This window comes from Actinomadura rugatobispora (genome assembly GCF_055379765.1).
Genome location: NZ_AP029191.1, coordinates 7,609,119 through 7,629,957, shown reverse-complemented (window position 1 = coordinate 7,629,957; position 20,839 = coordinate 7,609,119). Strand labels below are relative to the sequence as shown.

Below are 20,839 nucleotides of genomic sequence, written 5' to 3'. Positions count from 1 at the left end.
CGTGCCGCGGCCTTACGGTGCGGTGAGGATGGCGGCGCTGCCGTAGCCGCCGCCGAAGCCGGTGCACAGGGCCACGGAGGCGGCGCCGACCTGGCTGGTGCCCGTGCCGCGAAGCTGGCGCACGGCCTCCGCCACGTTGTTGAGGCCGTGCACGTAGCCCTCTGAGAGCAGCCCTCCGTGGGGGTTCACGGGAACGCGTCCCTTCCAGGAGAGTTCGCCGGTCTCCAGCACGGCGCCCAGGTCGGCCCGTGCGACCAGGCCGAAGTCCTCGAGCTGGCGCGGTACGAGCCAGCTGTAGGCGTCGTACAGCAGGGCCACGTCGACATGCTCGGGCTTCATCCCCGCAGCCGCGTAGAGGGGCGCCGCGAGGTAGGACGAGAAAATCCGGGTGACGTCGTCGGCCTTGTCCATGGTGGAGGCGCCCGGGCCTCCGCCTCGTACGACCGCGTGGATCCTGGGCGCGGCCGGGGCCCGGTCGGCCTTGGTGACGACGAGGGCGCACGCGCCGTCCGTCTCCTGGCAGCAGTCGAGACGGCGCAGGGGCGAGGCCACCATGGGGTCGTCCAGGTACTCGAAGATGTCGATCCTCTGGCGCCGCAGTGCCCTCGGGTTGCCGGCGGCGTGTTCCCTGGACTGGGCGACGACGGCGTAGGTGTGGCGCTCGGCCAGGCCCGTGTCGTAGAGGTAGCGCTGTCCGGCCAGGGCGAACTGGTGGACGGGTCCGGCCATGCCGTAGGGGTGCGTGAACTGCTCCTCGGTCCCCTCGCCCAGTTTCAGTCCAAGGGCGTTCATGCGCTTCCCGGAGCGCCCGTTGAGGGCCCGGTAGACCAGGACCGTCCCGGCCAGCCCGGTGTCGATGAGCATGGCGGCGTCGGCGAGGATCGAGGCGCTCTGCGTGCCGCCGCCGTAGATCTCGTTGTGCCAGCCGATCTCGTGCAGGCGCAGGGCGCGGGCCAGGTAGAGGACGGGCGCCGAGTCGTTGAGGTGGTAGCTGAGGATCGCGTCCGGGCGCACGGCCTCGCCGAGGGTCTCGGCGGCGTCGGCGAGGGCGGCCTGGGACGCCTCCAGGGCGAGTTCCAGTTCCGTGCGGCCGGAGGCGCGCGACAGGGCGGTCATCCCGACGCCCGCGACCGCCGCCTTGCCCGAGAAGCCCTGCCGGGCCGCGGGGCCGTGGCCTCCGATCACGCGTCCTCCGTCACTTTCCGGGCCGCCGCTCCGGGCGGCCGGTCCGGGGCGATGCCGCCCGCCGGAGACGGGGCGCGATCCGTCCCCGGCGAGCGGCGCCCTGGATTGGCAGACCGGGGGACGAGGGGGACGTCCCCCGGCGGTGCCGTCGCAGGCGAACCTAACCCGCCGCCCCGGCTCTTCACAAGCGCTTGCTCGGTTTCACTCGCCCGCGTCCAGGTATCCCCGGTTGGACGATCTTCGGGACGGCGCCCCGCCCTTCCCGCAATGATGATCAACACGGGTCCGGCGCGGCCGGCCCCGGCGCAGGAAGAGGAGCCCGTGACCGAGCCCGTGAACGACGAGGAACTGCTGACGGCGGCCGCCAGGGGCGACGCCGCCGGGGTGCGGGACGCGCTGCAGGGCGGCGCGGCCCCGGAGGCCCGCGACAGCCGCGGCCGGACGGCGCTGCTGCTGGCCGCGGCGGCCGGCCATGTCGAGGCCGCCGAGGTCCTGGTGCGGGCGGGCGCCGATCCCGACGCGCGCGACCACCAGCGCGACACCCCGTTCCTGGTGACCGGGCGGACGGGGAACACCGCGATGCTCCGGGCGCTGCTCCCGGCCCGCCCTGACCTGACCCTCAGCGACCGGGACGGCGCGGTGGCGCTCATCCCCGCCTGCGGGCGCGGCCACGCCGGCTACGTGCGGGAGGTGCTGGCGGCGGGGATCGAGGTCGACCACGTCAGCCGGCTGGGCTGGACGGGCCTGCTGGAGGCGATCGTGATGGGCGACGGCTCCCGGCCGTTCCGGGAGATCGTGGGGCTGCTGATCGAGGCGGGCGCCGATGTGAACCTGGCCGACGGGGAGGGCGTCTCGCCGCTCCGGCACGCGCTGGACAAGGGGCACCGGGAGATCGCCGCGCTGCTGCGCGCCGCCGGGGCGCGCTGAGCCCGGCGGGCCCGGGCGGCCCCGGCGGCCCACGTCACATCTCGTACTGGACGGCGGCGCGGCGGTCGAGGATCGGCTTGATGTAGCCGTCCACGACGGCGCGGTGGGCCGGGTGGTCGCGGTAGGCGATGTAGGCGTCGCGGTCGGCGAAGTCGCCGACCACCACGAAGTCGAAGTTGCCCGCGTTGACTCCGGCGTCGGCGCCCAGGCTGAGCGAGCCCACCTCGGGGATCACGGCGGGCAGCTCGGCCAGCCTGGTCCGGACCTCCTCCTGCTGGGACGTGGTCGTCCCCTCGGCCCACGCGAACATCACCACATGCCGGAATCCGCTCATGGGGATCACGGTAGCGTCCGTGCGGGTCAGGGACGTGCGGATCAGGGCGCGCGGATCAGACGGTGCCGAGCTCGGCGGCCACGGTCGCGCCGAGTTCCCAGCACTCCTCCAGGCCGGCCTTGCCTGGCTCGCCGGTCACCACCACGGGCGGGCGCACGGCGCGCCACTTCAGCCCGGTCGTGATCGACTCCAGCGCGCGCAGGGCTCCGGCGGCGTCGCTGTTGCCGTGCAGGTAGGCGCCGAAGGGGCGGCGCACCGTCTCCTCCAGGCACGGGTAGTACACCAGGTCGAAGAAGTGCTTGAGGGCCCCGGAGAGGTAGCCGAGGTTGACCGGGGTGCCCAGCAGGTAGCCGTCGGCCTCCAGGACGTCCACGGCCGAGGCGGTCAGGGCCGGGCGCGCCACCACCTCGACGCCCTCGATCTCGTCGGTGGTGGCGCCGGCGCGCACCGCCTCGTACATGGCCTGCAGCGTCGGCGACGGCGTGTGGTGGACGATCAGGAGCCTCTTCATCAAAGGACCTCCGAGGAGACCCCGGCCTTGATTTGAGGCCGGGGACGAATCGGACCCCTGCGAAGCAGGGCAGGCAAAGGAGACTCGCCCCCGGGGCGGATACCGGTTGACCAGGCACCATCCAGCACATTTTCGCCCATGTGTTCGAGCGTGCACGCTAGGCTCGCCTCGTACCGCGCTACCGCCTGGACCCCACGCGAGAGCAGGAGCAAGCCTTGGTCTCGCATTGCGCGCACGCCCGGTACGTGTGGAACCTGGCCGTGGAGCAGCACGGCTTCTGGTCCCGGCACCGGGGCGGGGCGCCCGGCTGCAACGCCCAGTCCCGGCAGCTGACCGAGGCCCGTGCCGAGTTCGACTGGTTGCGGGCCGGGTCCCACACCGTGCAGCAGCAGGCCGTGCGTGACTTCGCGCAGGCGTTGAGCAACTTCTTCGCCGGGACGCACAAGCGCCCCACCTGGCGCAAGCAAGGCGTGCATGAAGGCTTCCGGCAGGTCGGCCTCAAACCCCACCAGGTCAAGCGGTTGTCGCGCAAGTGGGGGGCGGTGCTGGTGCCCAAGTGCGGATGGGTCAGGTTCCGCCTGTCGCGACCGGTACCCGAAGGCGTGAAGTCCTATCGGGTGACTCGTGATCGGGTCGGGCGCTGGCATGTGGCGTTCGCGTACATCCCCGACCCGGTCCCCGGGCCCGGCGACGGGACCGTGGTCGGGGTGGACCGCGGCGTCACCGTCAGCGCCGCCCTCTCGACCGGGGACCTGCTGCACGTCCCCGGCCTCACCTCCGGGGAGAAGCGACGCCTGCGACTGCTGGCCCGCTAGCTGGGCCGTGCCAAACGCGGCTCCGGCCGCCGCGCCAGGCTCAAGGCCGCGCTCGCCCGGTTCCAGGCCCGCCAGAGCAATCGCCGCAAAAACTGGGTGGAACAGACCTCCACGATGCTGGCCCGCCAGTTCGACGTGATCGGTGTCGAGGACCTCAACATCGCAGGCATGACCCGCTCGGCCAAAGGCACCACCGAGCGGCCGGGGCGCAATGTGGCCGCCAAGGCGGGGCTGAACCGGGGCATCCTGGCCGGCGGTTGGGGGATGCTGGTCGAGCGGCTGGAGCATAAGGCGCCCAGCCGCGTGTACAGGATCGATCCCGCGGGCACCTCGCAGCGTTGCTCGGCGTGCAGGATCAGGGACCCGGAGGCGCGTGAGAGCCAAGCGCGTTTCCGGTGCCGGTCCTGCGGTTTCGCCTGCAACGCCGATGTGAACGCGGCACGCGACATCGCCCACGAGACCACACTCATACTCATGGGTACGGCGGCCGGACCGGCCGTTGCTGCGCGGGGACGCTCCGGGTCGCCGGGGCGGACGAACCGCGAACCCCAACCTGTCCCCCTCTCCTGAGGCCACGGGTTGGAATCCCCCTCGTTCATTCACGAGGGGGAGGAGGTCAACACCTCCGACCCTAGCCAGCGCGGGGCGCCGCGGCGGGAGCGGATGACCTGTTAGGCTTCCCAAGCGAGCGCTTGGTACGTAATGATGGGTCATGGCGGCACCGGCGCGGCGGCGGAGTCCCCTCCCGCCCGCGCCTCCCCGCCAGGCCCGGCGACGAAGGAGCCGTACACGTGGCTGACCGCCCGATGAAGTTCTCGACCTTCCACCTGTTCCACCAGTTCGCGGGGCATACCGCGAGGGAGGTGTACGACTACCAGATCGAGATCGTCGAACTGCTCGAGGAACTCGGCTTCGACGGGGTGTGGGTCGCCGAGCACCACTTCCGGGACTACGGCACGGTGCCCAACATCTTCACCATGCTCTCGCATCTGGCGGCCCGTACCGAGCGGCTGCGGCTGGGCACCGGCATCGTCGTGCTGCCCCTGCACAACCCCGTCCACGTGGCCGAGGAGGCCGCGATGGTCGATCTGCTGTCGGGCGGGCGGCTGTCGATGGGCGTGGGGCGCGGCTACCAGAGCATCGAGTTCGAGAACTTCGGCCTGGACCTGTCGGAGGCCCGCGACCGGTTCAACGAGTCGCTGGACATGCTGATCGGCCTGTGGACCAAGGACGACTTCGAGTACAAGGGCCGCTTCTACGAGACCCACCACCCGCTGACGCTGACGCCCGGTCCCGTGCAGCGCCCGCACCCGCCGCTGCACGTGGCGGCGGTGAGCCCCGAGACGGTGGAGATGTACGCGGCGCGCGGCCTGCCGATCCTCGCCGACCCGGCAGCCCCGTTCAAGAAGATCGCCAAGGCGGCGGAGACCTGGCACGCCACCGCCGCCGCCGCCGGCATCGACACCGCCGGCGTCGAACTGGTCGCGAGCCGGTCGGTGTACGTGGCCCCGACGCAGGAGCAGGCCCGCGAGGACCAGGCCCGGTTCGAGGCGAGCTTCGACCGGTCCCGGATCTTCAACGTGCGCAGCGCCCCCATCGACCCCAGCACCGGCCAGGCCGCCAAGGGCTTCGAGTTCTACCAGGACCGCTACCTCAAGGGCGGGTCGGTGGACAACGAGTTCCGCTGGAACCAGCTGGAGGTCATCGGCGACCCCGAACGGGTCGTCGGCCAGATCAAGATGATCCAGGAGATGGGGTTCGACAACCTCATGTGCGACTTCGGCAGCACCCGCGAGCTCCCCCTCGAGGACATGAAGAAGGTCCTGAGGTTCTTCGCCGCCGAGGTCATGCCCGCCTTCCGCTAGCCCCGGCCCACGTCCGGCACCTGTTTCCGGCACCTGTTCGACCAGGAGGCGCGATGTCCGTCGTACACCGGCTCACACTCGGGGACGTGCTGAGCGAGCACCGCCGCGGCCGCCCGCTGGGCACCGCCGTCGTCGACGGCCCGGTCCGGCTGACCTATCCCGAGCTCGACGAGCGGGTGGACCGCCTGGCGGGCGCGCTGGCGGGCGACGGGGTCCGCGCCGGCGAGCGCGTGCTGTGGCTCGGCCAGAACTCCTTCCGCGTCCTGGAACTGCTGCTGGCCTGCGGCCGGCTCGGCGCCGTCTTCTGCCCGGCCAACTGGCGGCAGAGCGCCGACGAGCTCGCCCACGTCCTGGACGACCTCGCGCCCGCGGTCGTGGTGTGGGACGAGTCCGAGGCCGTGGAGAAGGCGCGTGGCGCCCATGAGACCAGGGGGCAGGTGTCCCTGGACGCCCGCTGGGTGAAGTCGGGCGACGAGTACGAGTCGTACGTGAGCGCCGCGCAGCCCGCACCCGTGACGGCGACCGAGGTCGACGCCGAGGCCCCCGTCCTCGCCCTCTACACGGCCGCGTTCGACGGGCGTCCCAACGCGGCGCTGCTGAGCCACTCCGCGCTGATCGCGCACAGCATGGCGCTGCTGCACATCCGCCAGATGGAGGACGGCTTCACGTTCCTGGCCTGCGGCCCGCTGTTCCACGTCGGGACGATGATGTTCACGCTGGCGACCTTCCAGATCGGCGGGAAGCTGGTGTTCACCCCCGCCTACGAGCCGGTCGAGGTCTGCCGGCTGATCGAGGCCGAGCGGTGCACGCAGGCGTTCCTGTTCGGCCCGATGATCGACGGGCTGGTGGAGGCGAACAAGGACCGCGCCTACGACCTGTCCTCGCTGCGCTTCGTGGCGCACTCCCCCGAGTGGGACGAGATGATCACGGTGGACGACAGCCCGTGGTGCGCGTCCACGATGGGCGGCTACGGCCAGACCGAGGTCGGCGGCATGCTGACCTTCCTCGGCCTGGGCATGGGCGGCGCGGGCTTCGCCGGGCGCAGTTCCCCGCTGGTCCACGTGCGGCTGCTGGACGCCGACGGCGAGGAGGTCCCGGCGGGCGAGGTCGGGGAGATCTGCGCGCGCGGACAGAGCGTCTTCTCCGGCTACTGGAACCGTCCCGAGCTGAACGCGGCCCGGGCCGCCGGGGGCTGGCACCACACCGGCGACCTGGGGCGGCGCGAGCCGGACGGCACGCTCACCTTCATCGGGCCCCGGCTGCGCATGATCAAGTCGGCCAACGAGAACATCTACCCGGCCGAGGTCGAGCGCGCCCTGAAGTCGCATCCGGCGGTCGCCGACGCGGCCGTGATCGGCGTGCCCGACGACCGCTTCGGCCAGTCGCCCAAGGCGATCGTCGTCCTGGCGGAGGGCGCGGAGGCGACCGCCGAGCAGATCGTCGAGCATGTGCGCGGGGAGATCGCCTCGTACAAGAAGCCGCGCGATGTCGAGTTCGCCGGGTCGATCCCGAAGAAGGGCTACATCCCCGACTACGACGCCCTGGACGAGCAGTACGGAGGCGGCGCCTATCCCGGCTCGTAGCCGCCGGCAGGGACGCGGGAGGGGCCCCGGCCGTCGCCGGGGCCCCTCCCCCTGTACGAGGGTGCTCCGCTCACAGGACGGCGATCGGGTTGATGGGGCTGGCCGTGCCGCCCTCGATGCGCAGCGGCGCCGCGACGAACAGGAACTCGGCCCGGCCGGCCTCCGCCAGTTCCTCCAGCCAGAGCATCTCGGCGAGGTACACGCCGTGCCGCCACAGGAGGATCATGTGGAGGTCGTCGGCGAGGTCCTCGTCGGCGAGCTGCCGCGCGTTGAGGCCGCCGATCGCGGCGTTGTCGGCGGCGACCACGCACACGTCGCGGGCGGCGAGCCAGCGCCCGCCGTCCGCCGACAGGCCGGGCTGGCCCGCCCAGTACCCCTCCGGCCCCTCGCTCTGCCAGACGAGCGGCCACCCCGTGCGGACCACTGCCACGTCCCCCGGACGCAGTTCGACCCCTGCCTCGTCCAGGCATGCCTGGAGTTCGTCGGGGCCGATGCGGTCGTCCACGGCGAGGTGGGGGACGCCCTTGAGCCGCGGTATGTCGAACAGGACTCCCCTGGCGACGACGGGTCCGGCCTTGTCGATGCCGCAGCGTCCTGCGCCGTACGATCGGACCCTGTCGGCGGAGTGGCCGTTGTAGAGGCGGTCCCCCGACCACATGTGGCACAGGGCGTCCATGTGGGTGGTGGTGCCGTGCGGTGTCACGACCAGGGCGTCGTCCGCCATTTTCAGGCCCGCGCCCACGGCCCTGGTACCGGCGGCGTAGTCTCCTCCGTCCACCGACATGAAGTGCTGCGGCAGCGGCCGCCCCCGCAGGTGCGGGACGGTCGTGGGGGCGGGTGAGGAGGTGGCCCCGCGGATGGGCAGGGACAGCTCCAGCACGCGCCCCTCGCGGACGCACCCGGCGGCGGCCGCGACGACCTCGGGGGTGAGCAGGTTGAGGGCGCCCCGCTCGTCGTCGTGACCCCACCGTCCCCAGTTATCGGATTCATCGAGCATCATTCGGTTTCAGACCTTCCAGTGAGAGGACCGCAAATGACGACTGTCGAGGGCACGTGCGATCCGGCCTTCTCCGGCGTGCGGGACGTCTTCGAGCGGAACTTCGCCGAGGGGCGCGAGCTCGGGGCCGCCGTGGCGGTGTACGCGGGCGGCCGCAAGGTCGTGGACCTGTGGGGCGGTGTCGCCGACCGCCGCACGGGCCGAGCCTGGGAGGCTGGCACCCCCTGCTTCGCCTTCTCCTGCACCAAGGCGCTGACGGCGACGGCCGCGCTGCTGCTGGCCGAGCGGGGCGCCTACGACGTGGACGGGCCGGTGACCGACTGGTGGCCGGAGTACGGCGCGCGCGGCAAGGAGGGAACGACGGCCGCGCATCTGCTGTCGCACCAGGCGGGGCTGCCCGCGTTCGCCCGTTCCGTCTCCGCCGAGGAGGCCGCGGACGCCCCGGCGCGGGCCGCCGAGCTGGCGGGGCAGGAGCCGGAGTGGACGCCCGGTGAGGGGCACGGCTACCACGCGCTGACGTACGGGTGGCTGGCCGGGGAGATCGTGCGCAGGCTGTCGCCGGGGAACCGCACCGTCGGCGAGTTCGTCCGCGACGAGTTCGCCGGGGACCGCGACCTGTGGATCGGCTCCCCCGACGACGTCATCGAGCGCGCCGCCAAGCTGACCGCCCGGCGCCCCACCGCGTCCAGCGACGCACCCGCGGGCGGCGGCACGACCCCGGGCGCGCCAAGCGGGGACGACAACATCCTCAGCCGCCTGGCCAACGCCTACACCGACCCCGGCAGCGGCTTCAACCGCGCCATCAACAACCCCCACCCTGGGAAGGGCGGTTACAACAACCCCGTGGTGCTGCGGGCGGGCTGGCCTGCGGCGGGGATGCTCACCACCGCTCCGGCGCTGGCCGGTTTCTACCGTGACCTCGTGGCGGAACGGATTCTCAGGCCCGAAACGCTGCACGAGGCCATCAAGCCCAGGGTGAGCGGCCCCGACCGCACGATGCTGGTGGACAGCGCCTTCGGCCTGGGCTACATGCGTCCGGCGATGACGTTCTTCGTCCCCGCGGCGGGACGGGAGTCGGCGTTCGGCCACACGGGTGCGGGCGGCTCCATCGGCCTGGGCGACATCGAGGCGGACCTGGCCGTGGCCTACCTCCCCAACCTGATGGGCGACCAACTGTCCGGCGACCTGCGCGCCTACGGAGTGCTGGAGGCCGCCTACGGCGCGCTCACGCCCTGATCCCCTCAATGCATCGTGATGCCGCCGCTGACCGAGATGGTCTGGCCGGTGATGTACTCGGCGCGGTCGGTGCAGAGGAAGGCGACGAGTCCGGCGATGTCGTCCGGGCGGCCTATGCGGCGCAGCGGGATCTGCTTGGCGAGCTTGTCGAGCAGGCCGGGGTGCTGGTCGGACACCGTCCGGACCATCGGGGTGTCGGTGGGGCCGGGGCAGACGACGTTGCTGGTGACGCCGCCGCGCGCCGCCTCGCGGGCGAGGGTCTTGGCGAACCCGAACAGCCCCGACTTGGTGGCCGAGTAGGCGCCCTCGCCGCCCGACCCGGCGCGCGCGCCGTCGGAGGAGATGAACACCAGGCGCCCCCAGCCGCGCTCGGTCATGGCGGGGAGGAGGGCCCGGGTCAGCAGCATCGGGGCGCGGAGGTTGATCCGCCACATGAGGTCCCAGTGGTCGGGGTCGCTCTCCACGAACGGCCCGACGATGCTGACGCCGGCGTTGTGCACCAGGATGTCGGCGGAACCCGTCTCGGCCGCGAAACGGTCGATGTCGGCGGGGTCCCCCAGGTCGACCCTGAGGGCGGCGCAGTCGCCGCTGAGGGATTTGGCCGTCTCCTGAGCGGCGGGCAGGTCGAGGTCGGCCACGACCACGCGCGCTCCGAGCGCGGCCAGGTCTGCGCATATGGCGCGTCCGATGCCGCCCGCGCCGCCGGTGACCACGGCGGTGCGTCCCGCCAGGGCGGTCCCTTCCATCAGGTCCTCCATGCCGCGATGAGGTCGTCGGTCGTCACCCGGGCCGCCAGCAGGCTGATGGTGTTCGCCATGACCGCGTCCCCGTACTCGGCGGGCATGCCCGCCACCGCGTCGGTCAGCACGACGACCCGGTAGCCCAGGTTCACGGCCTCCAGGCACAGCCCGGGTATGCCGAGGTTGAGGGAGAGCCCCATGACCACGACGGTGCGCGCTCCCAGCGAGCGCAGGGTCTGGTCCAGGGACGTCCCGGTGAACGGGGAGAAGCCGTGGTAGCGGCGGGCCTCCAGGTCGGCGGGGTCGTCCAGTTCGGGGAGGACCTCGACGGCGCCGGTGCCCTCCAGCATGTGCCCTGGGTCGCGGAGCAGCCCCTTGATGAACGGGGCGTTGTCGGTATGGCTGCCCGCCCGGTCGGCGCGGAACGCGGCGGTGCACTGCACGACGCGTACACCCGCGGCGCGGGCGGCGGAGGCGGCGCGCGCGGCGTTGCCGACCACTCCGCGCTCCGCGCAGGTCTTCACCAGCTCGGGGAACTTGGCGAGGTCCCCGACGACGCCGCGCTGCATCTCCATCACCAGCAGCGCGGTGTGCCCGGGTCCGGCCAGTTCGGCAAGATCGATCGCCACATCACGCAATCTAGCACTTGCTTGGGAGTCTGTCCGGGGGCGGAACGGTAGCGTTCCCTGCATGGAGGTACGCGACCTGCATCCGTGGCCCGGCACCCCCGAGGAGGCCCGGGCGATCCAGGACCGGCTCCGTCCCCTGCTCGACCTGGACGACCCCGCCCCCGTCTCCCCGCGCACCGTCGCCGGGCTGGACGTCTCCTACGCGGGCGACGGCCGCGACGACGGGACGGCCGCCCGCCTGGCCGCCGCCGTCGTGGTCCTGGACGCCGGCTCCCTGGAGGTCGTGGAGGAGTCGGTCGTCACCGGCACGGCGGCGTTCCCGTACGTGCCCGGCCTCTTCGCCTTCCGCGAGCTGCCCGCGCTGGTCGAGGCGCTGCGGCGGCTGAACACCGTGCCGGACCTGCTGGTGTGCGACGGCTACGGGCTGGCCCATCCGCGCCGCTTCGGCCTGGCGTGCCACCTGGGGGTGCTGACCGGGCTGCCGTCGCTCGGGATCGCCAAGAGGCCGTTCGTGGGCGCGTACGACCCGCCCGGCGAGGAGCGGGGCTCGGCCGGGCCGCTGCGCGACGGCGGCGAGGTGGTCGGGCGGGTGCTGCGCACGCGGCAGGGCGTCAAGCCGGTGTTCGTGTCCGTGGGCCACCGCATCGGGCTGGACGAGGCGTGCCGGGTCGCGCTGGCGCTGAGCCCGGAGTTCAGGCTGCCGGAGACGACCCGCCGCGCCGACCGCCTGTCCCGCGACGCCCTGGCCGGCCTGCTGCCGTCCTGAGGTGGCCGCGCGGCCGCGGAGCGGGGTATTGTCCGTCAACCAAGCGTGCGCTAGGTTGGCTCGCGATGGACCAGCCGCGCCCCGTACCAGCGCCGAACCCGCGCACCGAGCCCTACTGGGCCGCCTGCGGGCGCGGTGAGCTGGCGCTCCAGCACTGCGCCGGATGCGCGCGGTACGTGCACTTCCCCGAGCCCCGGTGCCCCTACTGCGGCGCCGCCGACCTGCCGTACGCGACGGTGGGCGGGCGCGGGACCGTGCACACCTTCAGCGTCGTGCACCGCTCGTTCCTCCCCGGCTTCGACCCGCCCTACGTCGTCGCGTGGATCGACCTGCCCGAGGGGGCCCGGGTCTTCGGGGACGTCACCGGCTGCCCGCCCGAGTCCGTACGGATCGGGATGCCGGTGGAAGTGCACTTCGGCGAGCTCGAAGGCTTCGGCCCGATCCCCCACTGGAGGCCCGCGTCATGACCCGGATCGGCAATGTCCTCTACGGCGCCAGGGACGTGGAAGAAGCGGTCCGCTTCTACCGCGACGCCCTGGGGCTGGCCGTGAAGTTCCAGGACGGAAGCCGGTTCGCGGCACTGGACGGAGGCGGCACCACCTTCGCCATAGCCGGCCCTGAAGAGGACGTCACCGGGGGCGAACCCGCCGTGTCGTTCAAGGTGGACGACGTCGCGGCCATGGCGGACAAGCTCACCGCGGCGGGCGCCAGGCTCGTCCGCGGCCCGGAGGAAGGCCCCCACGAGGTGCGGGCCGTGTTGCGCGACCCCGCGGGAAACCCCTTCGTCCTCTACGCAAGCCGCACCTAGACCCCCTCACCCCCACACACGGCCCCTTGTGACCACCCGGCAAGGAGACGAGCCATGGCGCGAGTGAACTCCCCCTACAGCAACTACGCCCACGCGATCCTGACCGCGAACGCGCTTCGCGCCCCCGACCGGACGGCGCTCACCTACTGCGGCGAGCAGAGCTTCACCTACGACCAGCTCAACCGGAAGGTCAACCGGGTCGCGCACGCGCTCCTGGCGGCGGGCGTCGAGCCCGGCACCCGCGTGGCCTCCCTCATGAACGAGACGCTGCACGTCGCCGAGGTCTACCTCGCCCAGATGAAGATCGGCTCGGTGGTGGCCGCGCTCAACCCGTACTGGCCCGCCGACACGCTGCGGCAGGTCGTGGAGCACTCCGAGTGCACCGCGTTCGTGTACGACGCCACCGTCGAGAAGCTGATCGAGGAGATCCGGCCGGAGTTGCCGGGCGTCAAGCTGTGGCTGCGGGTGGGCGGCCCCGCCGAGAGCTCGGTCGACCTCGACGCACTGGCGGAAACGGCGAGCGAAGCCGAGCCGCCGCTCGGCGGGTACGGCGACGACCTGTGCGCCCTCTACTACACCTCCGGAACCACGGGCCTGCCCAAGGCCGTCATGCACACCCACGCCAGTTCGCTGGCCAGCGCCCAGATCTGGCTGGACGTCGACCGCGACCAGGACTCGGTGATGGGCACCGGCGCCATCATCTGGGGCATCGGCTTCCCCGCCCTCGTCGGCCCGGCCTTCTACGCGGGGATGACGCTGGTGCTGGAGCAGGACTGGGGGCCGTCCAACTTCCTCAAGGTCGTCCCGAGGGAGAAGGTCACCCACGTCAGCCTGATCCCCAGCTTCTTCTCCGCGCTGCTCGGCTCCGACGAGCACGAGGGCGTCGACCTGTCGTCCCTCAAGGCGATCGTGCTGGGCGGCGAGCCGCTGCTGCCCGCCCTGCGCGAGCGCATCATGAAGCGGGTGCCCGGCTCGGCCATCTACAGCTACTACGGGCAGACCGAGGCCCCCTACACCTGCTTCGGGCGCCATGACGACGGCAGCCAGGACATCTCCTCGGTCGGCCGGGCGCGGATGTCGTGCGCGGTGCGGGTCACCGACCCGTCCGGCGCCCGGGTCGTCGGCGAGGTCGGCGAGATCAACCTCAACGGGCCCAACGTCATGGCCGGCTACGACAAGCAGCCGGACAAGACCGCCGAGGTGCTGCGCGACGGCTGGTACGTCGGCGGCGACCTGGGCCGGATGGACGAGGACGGCTTCGTGTACGTGCTGGGCCGCCGGGAGGACTCCATCCTGAAAGGCGGCCAGTGGTCCCAGCCCGTCCAGATCGAGGAGGCGGCGATCGAGGTCGACGGCGTCGCCGAGGCCGGCGTCGTCGGCGTCCCCGCCCACCCGGAGGGGCAGGACGCGGTCGAGCAGAAGATCCTCGTCGCGGTGGTGCCGCGATCGAACACCTCCCTGGACGCCGACGCGGTGAAGGCCGCGCTGGCCGGCAGGCTGCCCGCCCACCAGGCGCCCGACACGGTCGTCGTCGCTTCCGAGCTGCCGCACACCCAGGACGCCTCGGGCGGCCCCGGCAAGCTGCTGCGCCGCGGCATCCGCGACCAGTACGCCGACCGCGTCCGGTGAGCACGCAGCCTGAGCACGCCGTCAAGGAGTGGATCTCCGGGTTCGGCGTGAACGTGCCGCGCGGCGCGACCGCCCCGGACCCGGCGTCCCTCCAGGCCGCCGCCGCCGGCCTGGCGCCGCCCCTGGTAGTGAAGGCGTACGGCCCCGGACTCCTGCACAAGAGCGACGCGGGCGCCGTCCGCCTCGGCCTGGACTCTCCAAGGGCCGCGGCCGAAGCAGCAGCAGAGATGCTGGCGCGCGGCATCGTCCCGGACGGTTTCCTGGTCGAGGAGCAGGCGGACTCGGGCGTCGAGGTCATCGTGGGCGCCGTGCGCGACCCCGCGTTCGGTCCCGTCCTGCTGGCCGGGCTGGGCGGGGTCTGGACGGAGGTGCTGCGGGACACGGCGCTGCGCCTGTGCCCGATCACCGAGGCCGACGCCCGCTCGATGCTGGACGAGCTGCGCGGCCGGGCCCTCCTGGACGGCTTCCGAGGCGGCCCGCCCGTCGACAGGGACGCCCTGGTCAAAGTCCTGCTGGCAGTAGGCGGCCCAGGCGGAGTCGTCGAATCCCTAGACAACCGACTCACCGAGTTCGAACTCAACCCGGTCATCTGCGGCCCCTCCGGAGCGGTAGCCGTAGACGCCCGCCTCCTCACAACCGAAGAACCCCCCGCCCCCTCCCAGAAAACCCGTGACACGGACTTCGAGCGACTCTTCGCCCCCCGCGGCGTGGCCGTCGTCGGGGCGTCCACGAAGAGGCCCGGCTTCGGGAACATGTTCCTGAACTTCTACAAGGCCGCCGGTTTCACGGGGCGGCTGGTGGCCGTCCACCCGACCGCGCCCGACATCGACGGCGTGCCCTGCGTGCCGTCCCTCTCCGGGGCGGACGTGGACTACGCCCTGGTCGCGGTGCCCGCCGCCCGCTGCGCCGATGTCGTACGGGAGGCGGCCGGGATCCCCTTCGTCCAGGTGATGAGCGGCGGATTCCGCGAAATGGGCGAACCCACCCTCGAAGAGGACCTGCTCGCCGCCGCCCAAACCGCAGGCGTGCGTCTCCTGGGTCCCAACTGCATGGGCGTCTACTCTCCCGCGGGCGGCCAGACGTTCCTCGGCGGCGCCCAGGGACGTCCCGGGCGGATCGCGGTGGTCTCGCAGAGCGGCGGCCTCGCGGGCGAGGTCATCAAGGTCGGCGAACGGCGCGGACTGGCCTTCTCCAAGGTCGCCACCGTCGGCAACAGCGCGGACGTCACCCCCGCCGAGCTGCTCCGCTTCCTCGCCGCCGACGACGACACCGCCGTGATCGGCCTCTACCTGGAGGACCCGCGCGACGGCCGCGGCCTCTACGAGGCGCTCACCACCCTACGGAAACCCGTCGTCGCCCTGGTCGGGGGACGCAGCGGGCAGGGCCGCAAGGCCGCCGCCTCGCACACCGGGGGAATGATCAGCGACACCCGCGTCTGGTCCGCGCTGGCCGAGCAGACCGGCATCACCCTCGTCACCAGCCAGGACGACCTGATCGGCGCGCTGGACCTCCTCGACCTGCACGCCCAGCGCCCCGCGCCCGACAACCCCGGCGTCCTCGTCATCGGCCCCAGCGGCGGAGCCAGCGTGCTAGCGGCCGACGTGTTCGACACCGCCGGCCTGGACTTGTCCCCCCTCCCCGCCCCCGCAACCGCCGCCCTACGCGACCTCGGCCTAGGCGCGGGCAGCTCGCTGGCCAACCCCCTGGAAATCCCGGTCGGCCCCCAGGGCAACCCCGAACTCATACAGCGCGCGGTAACGGCAATCCTGGCCGCCCACCCCTACCCGGACGTCATCGCACACGTCAACGTGCAGAGCTTCTTCACCTTCGGCGACAGCGCCGACCCCCTCCTCGCGTACACGCGCAGCGTCGGCGCCCTGCAACAGGAACTCGCCGCCACCCGGATCACCCTCGTCATCCGGAACGCCGAATGCGCCCCACCCGGCGTGGAGGACGCCGTCCGGGAGCTGGCGCGGGCATCCGGCGTACCGGTCTACAGGAACATGGAAGCCGCCTCGGTGGCGGTGACCGCGGGCAAGAGGAGCGCGCATGGGACAGCTTGACGGCAAGGTCGCCCTGATCACCGGCGGCGCGCGGGGCATGGGCAAGGCCCACGTCCGCCGCTTCGTGGACGAGGGCGCCAAGGTCGTCTTCGGGGACGTCCTGGACGAGGAGGGCGCCAAGCTCGCCGCCGACCTCGACGGCGCCGCCTACGTGCACCTGGACGTCACCGAACCCGCCGACTGGGAGGCCGCCGTCCGCGCCGCCGTCGACGCGCACGGCGCCCTGCACGTCCTGGTCAACAACGCCGGGATCATGAAGCACAAGACCATCGAGGAGATGACCCTCGAGGAGTGCCGCCGCATCATCGAGGTCAACCTGGTCGGCCAGTGGCTCGGCATCAAGACCGCGACCCCGGCGCTGCGCGACTCCGGCGGCGGCTCCATCATCAACGTCTCGTCCACCGAGGGTTTCATCGGCGCCGCCGGGATGTCCGCCTACAGCTCCAGCAAGTTCGGCGTGCGCGGCCTCACCAAGTCCGCCGCCCGCGAACTGGGCCAGTACGGCATCCGCGTCAACTCGATCCACCCGGGCGGCATCATCACCGCCATGTCGATGCAGCACGACGTCGTCGAGGCCACCGCGCACCGCGCCGAGGCCATCCTCGACAACCTCCCCCTCCGCCGCCTGGGCGGCACCAAGGAAGTATCCGGCCTGCTCGTCTTCCTGGCCTCCGACGACTCCTCGTACTGCACCGGCAGCGAGGTCCTGGTAGACGGCGGCCTGGTCACAGGCTTCTAGCAGGCCACCGCTCCGTCCACCCCTCGACCGCCTCAAGCTGTGCGGCCAGCGAGATCAACATCGCCTCGTCCGAGTCATGCCCCAGCAACTGCGCCCCAATGGGCAGACCCCCCTTACTCAGCCCGGCAGGCACGTTCACCCCGGGCCACCCCAGCACATTCCAGGGCCACGCATAGGGACAGGCCGCCGCAACGCCTCCTTGCGTCTTGCGCCACCCCACCCCCTCGTACTCGCCCACCCGCAAGGGCATCTGCGCAGTAGTAGGCGTAAGCACAACATCGGCATACCGAAAAATGCGCCCCACCCTCCTCTGCAACCGAGGCTCCAACCACTTCGCCACAGGCAGCAGCCTCCGCCCGACAACCCGCCCCAAACGCGCCTCTGCAAGCGTCCGAGCCTCGAACACACCCTCCTCCATCGCCTCAACCCAGTCCGCCACACCCGCCGTCCCCCGCGGCACAAGGCCCAGCCCCACGGGCCCATAGTCGGGATCGGCGGGAAACACCTTGTGCCCCAACGCGGTCAGCCTCCGCGCAACCCGTTCAACGGCCCCCCGTATCTCCGGATCCAGCTTCCCCCCGAGCGCCATCCGGAACGAAACCGCCACCCGCAACCTCTGAGGCTCAACCCGCGCAGCCTCCTCAAAAGACTTAACGGGCGCATCCAGCCGATGCACATCCTCCGGATGACTCCCCGTAAGCACGTCCAACAACAACGCCGCATCCCCCACACTCCGCGCCAGCGGCCCATAAACCGTCAACCCGTAAAACGGATCGGTGTGCGGATAGCCCGACACCCTCCCCCGCTGGGGCTTGATCCCCACCAGCCCGCTCCAGGCCGCCGGAATCCGGATCGACCCCGCCCCGTCCGACCCCACCGCCCCCGCGACGATCCCCGCAGCCACCGCCGCCGCACTCCCACCCGAAGACCCACCAGGCGTACGGGCAACATCCCAGGGATTGCGGGCACACCCGGTAGAAGACTCACTGAACGGCCACAACCCGACCTCACACGTGGTCGTCTTCCCGACGATCACCGCCCCCGCCTCCCGCAACCGCCGCACCACCTCGGCATCCCTCTCAGCCACGGGATGCCGCCCCCCAACCGCAAACGGCGTGGTCTCCCCAGCCAGATCCGTATCGTCCTTGATCGCGACCGGCACCCCCAACAACGGCAGCCGCTCCCCCGCCCCCAACCGCCGGTCAGCCTCCCGAGCCTCTAGAAGCGCCGCCTTGTGACGCACCACCCGAAAGGCCCCCAAATCACACCCCTCCTCGGCGGCCTCCAACGCCGAGGCAACGAGCTCCTCCGCCGAAACCTCACCCCGCCCCAACGCCACCGCCTGCTCCCGCAACCCGAGCACGCACAACCCCTCTCGTTCGTTCGAACGAACGATACGCTGGACGTCTCCGATGCGAAAGACTGTGCGACCGTGACCACACCCCGCGAGCGGATCCTGCAAGCCGCCCTGCGCCTGATCGGCGAGCAGGGCGTCGGCGCCGTGACCAACCGCGCCGTGGCGCGCACGGCCGGCGTCTCCCTCGGCTCCCTGACCTACCACTTCCCGAGCCAGTCGGATCTCCTCCGCGAGGCCCTCCAGACGTTCGTGGACGGCGAGATAGCCCGCGTCACCGCCCGCGCCGCCCGCCTCCACGGCGCCGGCCCCGACCAGGCCGCCGACGAGGTCGAGAAGGCCATCGTCGACTTCGCCCACGGCCCGGAGCAGATCGCCAACCTCGAACTCCACCTGCACGCCGCCCGCGACCCCGCCGTCCAGGCCACCGCCACCCGTTCCGTGGAGGCCTACGACCGCCTCGCCACCGCCATCCTCGACACGCTGGGCATCCCCGACCCCGAACGCCACGCCCCCGCGGTCGTCACGATGCTCTACGGCCTGGCCGTCCGCCGCCTGGCCACCGGCGACACCTCCGCCACCGGCACCGCCGACGCCCTCCGCCTCCTCCTGCGGGGCGCCCTCCCCTGAAAAGGCTTCTGGCCCGTACGGCCCCAGAGCGGGGTTACAAGGCCGTACGAGCCAGAAACCAGTCTCAATCAGGAACCTCAGTCGGAACCTCAGCCGACGTTCGCTCTGCTTCCGCCTGTGCACCTCCGCCGTGTCTCCGATGTGACACCCAGAACGCTAGATCCCCCCACCCCCCACCGGAACTCCCTTAAGCCTCACTTAGGGAACCCCTGAGTCAGCCTTATTCGCGCCCCGTCCGGCACCGTCCGGGGAAGTCGACCAGGGAGCCGCTCACCTGCGAAAACAAGGGAAGGAGCCCACGGGACCAGTCCAGGCCCGTCCAGCACCGTCGCATCAAACCGACTGACGCTGGCTCCCCGGATTGGCTCCCGTGGCTCCCCCCTCTCAGCAGGGAGGAGGCCACACCCATGGCCCTAGAAATCACCGCAACCAGGATGACCGCCACAGCAGCCGGCAAGGTCATCGTCACCGCCACGCGAACCGACTGTGGTTGGCACGTCACCACATGCCCACGCCCCGTCGACCGCAACACCGCAATCACGGCCCTGATGCTCGCCGAACGCCTCATCACCCACGGCGAAGACGACCCGTGCGCCCAGGACCTGCGACGGGAGCTGAGCCGTGACTGACCGCCTCATCCGCATCACAACCGCGCTCGCCGTGGTGGCGGTAGCCACGGTGGCAGCCGTCATCTCGTACCGCCACGCCTACGAACTGGTCCACTCCCACGGCGAGTCCGGCCCAACGGCACGCCTCGTCCCGTTCACAGTTGACGGCCTCATCTGGGCAGCCTCCATGGTGATCCTGGACGCCAGCCGCCGAAAGCACCCCGCACCACCGTTGGCCAAGTGGAGCCTCGCCGTAGGCATCGTGGCCACGGTAGGCGCCAACGTGGCGCACGGCGCGACCCACGGCCCCATAGGCGCGATAGTCAGCGCCTGGCCGGCCCTCGCCCTCGTCGGGAGCTTCGAACTCCTGATGACCCTCACCCGCGCCGCAGCCAGCCCAGACCTCACCCAGAACGAGCAGCGCACCGAAGTGGAGCAAACGCCAGAAGAAGCGGTACTGCACGAGTACAGGGCGAGCCTGGACGGCCCAGGCCGTCCCCTTTCCCAGCGCTACCTAGCAGAGAAACACGGCATCGACCGCCGGAGGGTCAAGCGGGTCATCATGAACACGAACTCGGAGCCGATCTAGAGATACAAGGCTGCACCGCTGACGCACAGGAGGCCTCGGCGGTGCAGCCCTCCCACGCCCTCATAGATCGGTGTAAACCCCACCGCCGTCCCATCGATTTGCGAAATCCAGCAGACTCGGGTGGATATATTACAATACCCAGCCCGACGCCTCACAAAACAGATCGGTTCACAAGATGCTCCTGACCCAATGTGGCCACCTTTTAAAGGACAGACGAGATATACAATCGATTGCTATGGCGGGAGAGGATTCACAGCTAATCGGCCAAATTGGTCTTCACAATGCGAAGCGATGGCTGGACAAGTCAACCCGAGTCGCTAAAGCATGGTCCCACGAAGACCTTGGACTAAAAGAACTACTAGAATTCACTTGGCCACACGACAATTCATTCTCATTCGACCTGGGCGGGCAGTTTCGCGGCGAAAAACTAGAAGGACAATATTTTCTTGCCGAGATCAAGAACTACAAAAGCGAGAGCAATCTGCCCGAGCATTATCGATCCTTCCTCGCCAAATGCTATGTAGCATTCACCAAAAAGCCTCAACTCTGTGATCATTTTCTATGGATCTCTTGGTCGCCTTTCCAGGCGCGAAAATGGGATCACCACACGACAGCCGCGACAGTAAAGGAGTCTGTTCTCCACGAGAGGAAGAGAATATTTGACACGGACGATCAGGGACAGGCCCTCGCGCTTCTGGACGTGGCCGCCGTTAGCGCGGTTGCGGACAGACTTTGGCTAATAACTCTGTGCGACAAGCAGTTGCAGTTGGTCCTTTCTCCTGAACATCACGGAGAAGTCCTGAAGCTCATGAAGGTGAACGAAGGATAAGA

General features: G+C 70.9%; 23 protein-coding genes. 16 read left to right on the top strand and 7 right to left on the bottom strand.

The genetic code is table 11. The features are described 5' to 3' along the window. Window positions 1-12: 12 nt before the first annotated feature. Window positions 13-1,116 carry a thiolase C-terminal domain-containing protein gene (locus ACZ466_RS34210; protein ID WP_378287696.1) on the bottom strand — a complete coding sequence of 368 codons (1,104 nt, stop codon included), beginning with the start codon at window positions 1,114-1,116 and terminating at the stop codon, window positions 13-15. Between the two features lie 390 nt (window positions 1,117-1,506). On the opposite strand from ACZ466_RS34210, the gene ACZ466_RS34205 reads away from it, so the two are divergent. Continuing rightward, window positions 1,507-2,112: an ankyrin repeat domain-containing protein gene (locus ACZ466_RS34205; protein ID WP_378287674.1), complete on the top strand. Its 606-nt coding sequence runs from the start codon at window positions 1,507-1,509 to the stop codon at window positions 2,110-2,112. Window positions 2,113-2,146: 34 nt separating this feature from the next. On the opposite strand, the gene ACZ466_RS34200 is transcribed toward ACZ466_RS34205, so the two are convergent. Beyond that, complete coding sequence (locus ACZ466_RS34200) at window positions 2,147-2,446, bottom strand: Dabb family protein (protein WP_378287673.1); 300 nt, start codon at window positions 2,444-2,446, stop codon at window positions 2,147-2,149. 55 nt (window positions 2,447-2,501) lie between these two features. Next, the gene (locus tag ACZ466_RS34195) at window positions 2,502-2,957 is read right to left on the bottom strand and encodes a flavodoxin family protein (protein WP_378287671.1); all 456 of its coding nucleotides are present in this window, start codon (window positions 2,955-2,957) and stop codon (window positions 2,502-2,504) included. A 185-nt stretch (window positions 2,958-3,142) separates the two neighbouring features. Here ACZ466_RS34195 and ACZ466_RS34190 point away from each other — a divergent pair, with 185 nt between their 5' ends. The 4 genes from ACZ466_RS34190 to ACZ466_RS34175 all read left to right on the top strand — a co-directional run bounded on the left by ACZ466_RS34190 (window position 3,143) and on the right by ACZ466_RS34175 (window position 7,220). Continuing rightward, window positions 3,143-3,772, top strand: a complete 630-nt coding sequence (locus tag ACZ466_RS34190; protein ID WP_378287695.1) for an RNA-guided endonuclease InsQ/TnpB family protein — start codon at window positions 3,143-3,145, stop codon at window positions 3,770-3,772. Further along, a complete protein-coding gene (locus ACZ466_RS34185) occupies window positions 3,773-4,342 on the top strand; it encodes an RNA-guided endonuclease InsQ/TnpB family protein (protein WP_378287694.1) in 570 nt (189 codons plus the stop codon). 236 nt (window positions 4,343-4,578) lie between these two features. Then, on the top strand, window positions 4,579-5,637 hold the full coding sequence (locus ACZ466_RS34180) for an LLM class flavin-dependent oxidoreductase (RefSeq protein ID WP_378287693.1): 1,059 nt from the start codon (window positions 4,579-4,581) through the stop codon (window positions 5,635-5,637). A gap of 53 nt (window positions 5,638-5,690) precedes the next feature. Beyond that, window positions 5,691-7,220 carry an AMP-binding protein gene (locus ACZ466_RS34175; RefSeq protein WP_378287669.1) on the top strand — a complete coding sequence of 510 codons (1,530 nt, stop codon included), beginning with the start codon at window positions 5,691-5,693 and terminating at the stop codon, window positions 7,218-7,220. A 70-nt stretch (window positions 7,221-7,290) separates the two neighbouring features. Here the strand turns inward: ACZ466_RS34175 and ACZ466_RS34170 are convergent, their stop codons facing one another. Then, complete coding sequence (locus ACZ466_RS34170; RefSeq protein ID WP_378287692.1) at window positions 7,291-8,217, bottom strand: cyclase family protein; 927 nt, start codon at window positions 8,215-8,217, stop codon at window positions 7,291-7,293. A gap of 36 nt (window positions 8,218-8,253) precedes the next feature. Here ACZ466_RS34170 and ACZ466_RS34165 point away from each other — a divergent pair, with 36 nt between their 5' ends. Then, entirely contained in the window at window positions 8,254-9,453 is a 1,200-nt protein-coding gene (locus tag ACZ466_RS34165) for a serine hydrolase domain-containing protein (protein ID WP_378287667.1), read from the top strand. Between the two features lie 5 nt (window positions 9,454-9,458). Here ACZ466_RS34165 and ACZ466_RS34160 read toward each other — a convergent pair whose 3' ends face one another. After that, the gene (locus ACZ466_RS34160) at window positions 9,459-10,199 is read right to left on the bottom strand and encodes an SDR family NAD(P)-dependent oxidoreductase (RefSeq protein ID WP_378287665.1); all 741 of its coding nucleotides are present in this window, start codon (window positions 10,197-10,199) and stop codon (window positions 9,459-9,461) included. After that, entirely contained in the window at window positions 10,199-10,822 is a 624-nt protein-coding gene (locus tag ACZ466_RS34155) for an isochorismatase family protein (protein WP_378287663.1), read from the bottom strand. The genes ACZ466_RS34160 and ACZ466_RS34155 overlap by 1 nt, the downstream gene beginning before the upstream one ends. Before the next feature lie 61 nt (window positions 10,823-10,883). Here ACZ466_RS34155 and ACZ466_RS34150 point away from each other — a divergent pair, with 61 nt between their 5' ends. From ACZ466_RS34150 to ACZ466_RS34125, 6 genes are all read left to right on the top strand, one after another. Beyond that, window positions 10,884-11,588 carry an endonuclease V gene (locus tag ACZ466_RS34150; RefSeq protein WP_378287661.1) on the top strand — a complete coding sequence of 235 codons (705 nt, stop codon included), beginning with the start codon at window positions 10,884-10,886 and terminating at the stop codon, window positions 11,586-11,588. Window positions 11,589-11,653: 65 nt separating this feature from the next. Next, the gene (locus tag ACZ466_RS34145; RefSeq protein ID WP_378287660.1) at window positions 11,654-12,055 is read left to right on the top strand and encodes a Zn-ribbon domain-containing OB-fold protein; all 402 of its coding nucleotides are present in this window, start codon (window positions 11,654-11,656) and stop codon (window positions 12,053-12,055) included. Continuing rightward, entirely contained in the window at window positions 12,052-12,396 is a 345-nt protein-coding gene (locus ACZ466_RS34140; RefSeq protein WP_378287659.1) for a VOC family protein, read from the top strand. Before ACZ466_RS34145 ends, ACZ466_RS34140 begins: the two co-directional genes overlap by 4 nt. 54 nt (window positions 12,397-12,450) lie before the next feature. Then, window positions 12,451-14,025 carry a class I adenylate-forming enzyme family protein gene (locus ACZ466_RS34135; protein WP_378287658.1) on the top strand — a complete coding sequence of 525 codons (1,575 nt, stop codon included), beginning with the start codon at window positions 12,451-12,453 and terminating at the stop codon, window positions 14,023-14,025. Next, a complete protein-coding gene (locus ACZ466_RS34130) occupies window positions 14,022-16,088 on the top strand; it encodes an acetate--CoA ligase family protein (RefSeq protein WP_378287656.1) in 2,067 nt (688 codons plus the stop codon). Before ACZ466_RS34135 ends, ACZ466_RS34130 begins: the two co-directional genes overlap by 4 nt. Continuing rightward, window positions 16,075-16,827 carry a glucose 1-dehydrogenase gene (locus tag ACZ466_RS34125; RefSeq protein WP_378287655.1) on the top strand — a complete coding sequence of 251 codons (753 nt, stop codon included), beginning with the start codon at window positions 16,075-16,077 and terminating at the stop codon, window positions 16,825-16,827. Before ACZ466_RS34130 ends, ACZ466_RS34125 begins: the two co-directional genes overlap by 14 nt. Here the strand turns inward: ACZ466_RS34125 and ACZ466_RS34120 are convergent. Further along, window positions 16,814-18,190, bottom strand: a complete 1,377-nt coding sequence (locus ACZ466_RS34120; protein ID WP_378287654.1) for an amidase — start codon at window positions 18,188-18,190, stop codon at window positions 16,814-16,816. The genes ACZ466_RS34125 and ACZ466_RS34120 overlap by 14 nt on opposite strands. 69 nt (window positions 18,191-18,259) lie before the next feature. Here ACZ466_RS34120 and ACZ466_RS34115 point away from each other — a divergent pair, with 69 nt between their 5' ends. The 4 genes from ACZ466_RS34115 to ACZ466_RS34100 all read left to right on the top strand — a co-directional run bounded on the left by ACZ466_RS34115 (window position 18,260) and on the right by ACZ466_RS34100 (window position 20,837). Then, window positions 18,260-18,811 (top strand): TetR/AcrR family transcriptional regulator, encoded by a 552-nt coding sequence (locus ACZ466_RS34115; protein ID WP_378287652.1) that lies wholly within the window; start codon window positions 18,260-18,262, stop codon window positions 18,809-18,811. A 407-nt stretch (window positions 18,812-19,218) separates the two neighbouring features. Beyond that, window positions 19,219-19,440 carry a hypothetical protein gene (locus tag ACZ466_RS34110; protein ID WP_378287650.1) on the top strand — a complete coding sequence of 74 codons (222 nt, stop codon included), beginning with the start codon at window positions 19,219-19,221 and terminating at the stop codon, window positions 19,438-19,440. Further along, window positions 19,433-20,008 carry a DUF2637 domain-containing protein gene (locus ACZ466_RS34105; RefSeq protein ID WP_378287649.1) on the top strand — a complete coding sequence of 192 codons (576 nt, stop codon included), beginning with the start codon at window positions 19,433-19,435 and terminating at the stop codon, window positions 20,006-20,008. Before ACZ466_RS34110 ends, ACZ466_RS34105 begins: the two co-directional genes overlap by 8 nt. Before the next feature lie 235 nt (window positions 20,009-20,243). Then, complete coding sequence (locus ACZ466_RS34100; protein ID WP_353821829.1) at window positions 20,244-20,837, top strand: hypothetical protein; 594 nt, start codon at window positions 20,244-20,246, stop codon at window positions 20,835-20,837. Window positions 20,838-20,839: the final 2 nt, after the last annotated feature.

Bases quoted from the DNA above. Each gene is read 5' to 3' on its own strand.
- ACZ466_RS34210 (WP_378287696.1), bottom strand. From the start codon at position 1,116: ATGACCGCCCTGTCGCGCGCCTCCGGCCGCACGGAACTGGAACTCGCC.
- ACZ466_RS34200 (WP_378287673.1), bottom strand. From the start codon at position 2,446: ATGAGCGGATTCCGGCATGTGGTGATGTTCGCGTGGGCCGAGGGGACG.
- ACZ466_RS34195 (WP_378287671.1), bottom strand. From the start codon at position 2,957: ATGAAGAGGCTCCTGATCGTCCACCACACGCCGTCGCCGACGCTGCAG.
- ACZ466_RS34180 (WP_378287693.1), top strand. From the start codon at position 4,579: ATGAAGTTCTCGACCTTCCACCTGTTCCACCAGTTCGCGGGGCATACC.
- ACZ466_RS34175 (WP_378287669.1), top strand. From the start codon at position 5,691: ATGTCCGTCGTACACCGGCTCACACTCGGGGACGTGCTGAGCGAGCAC.
- ACZ466_RS34170 (WP_378287692.1), bottom strand. From the start codon at position 8,217: ATGCTCGATGAATCCGATAACTGGGGACGGTGGGGTCACGACGACGAG.
- ACZ466_RS34165 (WP_378287667.1), top strand. From the start codon at position 8,254: ATGACGACTGTCGAGGGCACGTGCGATCCGGCCTTCTCCGGCGTGCGG.
- ACZ466_RS34160 (WP_378287665.1), bottom strand. From the start codon at position 10,199: ATGGAAGGGACCGCCCTGGCGGGACGCACCGCCGTGGTCACCGGCGGC.
- ACZ466_RS34150 (WP_378287661.1), top strand. From the start codon at position 10,884: ATGGAGGTACGCGACCTGCATCCGTGGCCCGGCACCCCCGAGGAGGCC.
- ACZ466_RS34145 (WP_378287660.1), top strand. From the start codon at position 11,654: ATGGACCAGCCGCGCCCCGTACCAGCGCCGAACCCGCGCACCGAGCCC.
- ACZ466_RS34140 (WP_378287659.1), top strand. From the start codon at position 12,052: ATGACCCGGATCGGCAATGTCCTCTACGGCGCCAGGGACGTGGAAGAA.
- ACZ466_RS34135 (WP_378287658.1), top strand. From the start codon at position 12,451: ATGGCGCGAGTGAACTCCCCCTACAGCAACTACGCCCACGCGATCCTG.
- ACZ466_RS34125 (WP_378287655.1), top strand. From the start codon at position 16,075: ATGGGACAGCTTGACGGCAAGGTCGCCCTGATCACCGGCGGCGCGCGG.
- ACZ466_RS34110 (WP_378287650.1), top strand. From the start codon at position 19,219: ATGGCCCTAGAAATCACCGCAACCAGGATGACCGCCACAGCAGCCGGC.
- ACZ466_RS34100 (WP_353821829.1), top strand. From the start codon at position 20,244: ATGGCGGGAGAGGATTCACAGCTAATCGGCCAAATTGGTCTTCACAAT.